Annotated in this window: 2 protein-coding genes and 1 pseudogene; all 3 read right to left on the reverse strand. The window is 41.1% G+C overall.

Features of this window, described 5'->3' with window-relative positions; all coding sequences use genetic code 11:
- Positions 1 to 693, reverse strand: a pseudogene (locus VNZ46_RS16245) (hypothetical protein); the annotation flags it as partial.
- Positions 693 to 1,826 (reverse strand): glycosyltransferase family 4 protein, encoded by a 1,134-nt coding sequence (locus VNZ46_RS16250; protein WP_325561113.1) that lies wholly within the window; start codon positions 1,824 to 1,826, stop codon positions 693 to 695. The gene VNZ46_RS16250 and the pseudogene VNZ46_RS16245, both read right to left, overlap by 1 nt.
- Positions 1,819 to 2,554: glycosyltransferase family 4 protein (locus VNZ46_RS16255; protein ID WP_325561114.1), on the reverse strand; the 736-nt coding region annotated here is incomplete at its 5' end. The genes VNZ46_RS16250 and VNZ46_RS16255, both read right to left, overlap by 8 nt.

Here is a 2,554-nt window from a genome sequence, read left to right on the forward strand (position 1 = left end):
ACTGATCAGCAGAAGGCTGACAAGAAGACTTTCCTTGTAACCGCTTAGGGTGGCATTTAAGAGTTGCAAGCTAAGGGCTGCGCCGGCTGGTATTGCCTGTAGTAATTTCCTGCGGAGAATACCGGAGACGAACAGGTAAGACACGCAGCAGGCGGATAGATGGAGTAAATAGTATTTGATCTGCAGAAACGACGGATAGTGATTCAGTACGACAGTACCGAGGAATGAGATGAAATACAGGCGGGTCAATAGCGGGGCCAACGACATTGTACATTGGTATTTCTGAAGCAGGGTTTTGGTTTGGTATTGAATACCTGTAACTAATCCGATATGTCCAAGAAGGGCTATCTGTTGGGATTTGGCAATTAAAAAGGTTTGTGAACTGATGGTGAAATTACCTTTTATTGGTTCAAAGTATTTGTAGCCCAGATGATCTGCGAAGTAAAAGATAGAGGTACAGCACATGAAACCTGCAAAAACGAGTTGTATAAGAACAATAGGACGCATGATCTGAAGGCCCTGTGCTTCGTCTTTACTTGTGTATTTCCAGGGTGAAAAAAGTGTGTAGTAAAAGATGAACCCGGACCCTGAGAAGGCAATTAGATAGGAAAGAACAGGGTGATGCGCCAATACGAGAGAAATGAGCCAGGGGAGGCCAATTGTAAGCAGGTTCTGGATTTTGGTATGGGGCATTAAAGACATTTTAGGATACTTTTAGCTTGTTCATGGAAATTCCATGTAGAGATGAGTTTTGCTGAGGCGGTGCCTGCCTTTTCAAGCTTTTCTTTACATTGAAGAAGCTGGTCGAGTTTTGTGGTTAAGTCATCCAGATCATTACTTTTGAAAGTCATTCCATTTGCTGCTGTAACAAGGTCGGTGGCGGCACCACACCGGTCGGATACCAGTACTGCTTTACCGCAAGCCATGGCTTCATTAATAGAAAGACCCCAGGTCTCCTGCAAGGAGGGTAAACAAAAAAGATTGCCGGCTTTATAAAAACAGGGCATAATTTTCTGATTTTGAAAAGGAAGGATATGGATATTCGGGTGTGTTTTTGCTTCTTTTTTTAGGAGGGTTTCCAGTGGTCCGGAACCAATATAAAGGAGGTGGTGGTTATTTTTACAGATTTTTTTGAATGCTTTTAGAAGTAATATTGGGTTTTTTCCTTTATTGAATTTTCCAGCGAAAAGGACAAGGAGGTCGGTTTCCTTTAGCCCCAGGCTTTTGCGGATCAATGCACCGGAGCCCGTTGAACTAAAGCGTTGGTTGTCTATACTATGTGGTAGAAAATGGAGTTTTTCATCTTTTACACCATAATGCTTAAAATAAGCCCTGTTGTTGGTTCCTGCGTATAGTATGGTATCTGCTTGAGTATACAGCCAGGCGAGGAAGATCTTTTTGAATGGTCTTTTCCATAATGGGAGTTTATTTGATAAAATGGAGTCTCCCCTGAAAATGGTTTTGACTTTGCCTTTAAAATGCTTTAGGATCTTGAAATGACTGAGGTTTGACCAACCATAGATCAACAGGTATCTGGGATTAAATTCTTCGATTTGGCGGATGGCATCTGGATTGATGATTCCCCAGAAGTGATGTGTCCCCGGGTATTTGGCTGTATTGGTTAAAAAAGTGTAATCATATCCTTCCAATAATGGAATGTCCCAATTGATCTGGCAAAGAAAATTTCTGTCGTAGAGAGCGGTTGTTCCGCGGGTGTAAAATACTTTAAGCGTGATGATTTTTGCCAGCAACTGAAAAAATGGTGCATAGTATTGAATGGGGTGGCTGGTTAAGATGGCCAGTTTCATTTGCGGTTTCCTAGTCATTGCCTAATAAGTTTTTAAGGTGATACTTGTATTGAGGATAATTGAAATAGATAAGACATAAATTTTGTCTTGCATAGGCCATTTCCAATGTTGCTGATTCTTTAAGCTGGGCAAGAATTGCCTGATAAAGAGCTTCAGGGTCTTCCGGGTCTATTAATGTGCCCAAAATGCCATTTGCGATAGCCTCTTTACTGCCATCCTTATTGCCGCAGATAATTCTGCAACCCGCAGCAGCAGCTTCTGTAAATACGAGGCCGAACCCTTCTTTTTTACTTGGAAGGACAAAAATGTCACATAATAAATAATGATCTGTGAGTGCTGTTTCGGGAATAAAGCCAATTAATTTTACATGGTTTTCCAGGTTTTCTTTCCTGATCAATTCTTGCAGGAAATCCTTTTCTTCTTTATCAGGTTGCCCAGCCAGGAGATAATATATATTGGGAAATCTTTCCTGTAATCTTTTTAGGATCCTGATCACCTGTAAATAACCTTTGTCATGGTCGTGTGAGCTGAGTCTGCAGATGCTTAATAGTATGGGTTGTGCAGGCTGTAATTTATAGTGCGAAAGCAGGTAGCCTGGTTTATGAAGTATTTCTGGGATGTTGAAATGAGGGTCCAGGCAGTTGTTCAACACAAAGGCATTTTTTCCTTTGATGCCGTGTTTTTTTTCTATGGTTTCTGCTGTAAACTGACTTACACACCAAATTTGAACGTGTTGTTTTATAAAC

Source organism: Pedobacter sp. (assembly GCF_035566355.1).
Taxonomy (GTDB): Bacteria; Bacteroidota; Bacteroidia; order Sphingobacteriales; family Sphingobacteriaceae; genus Pedobacter.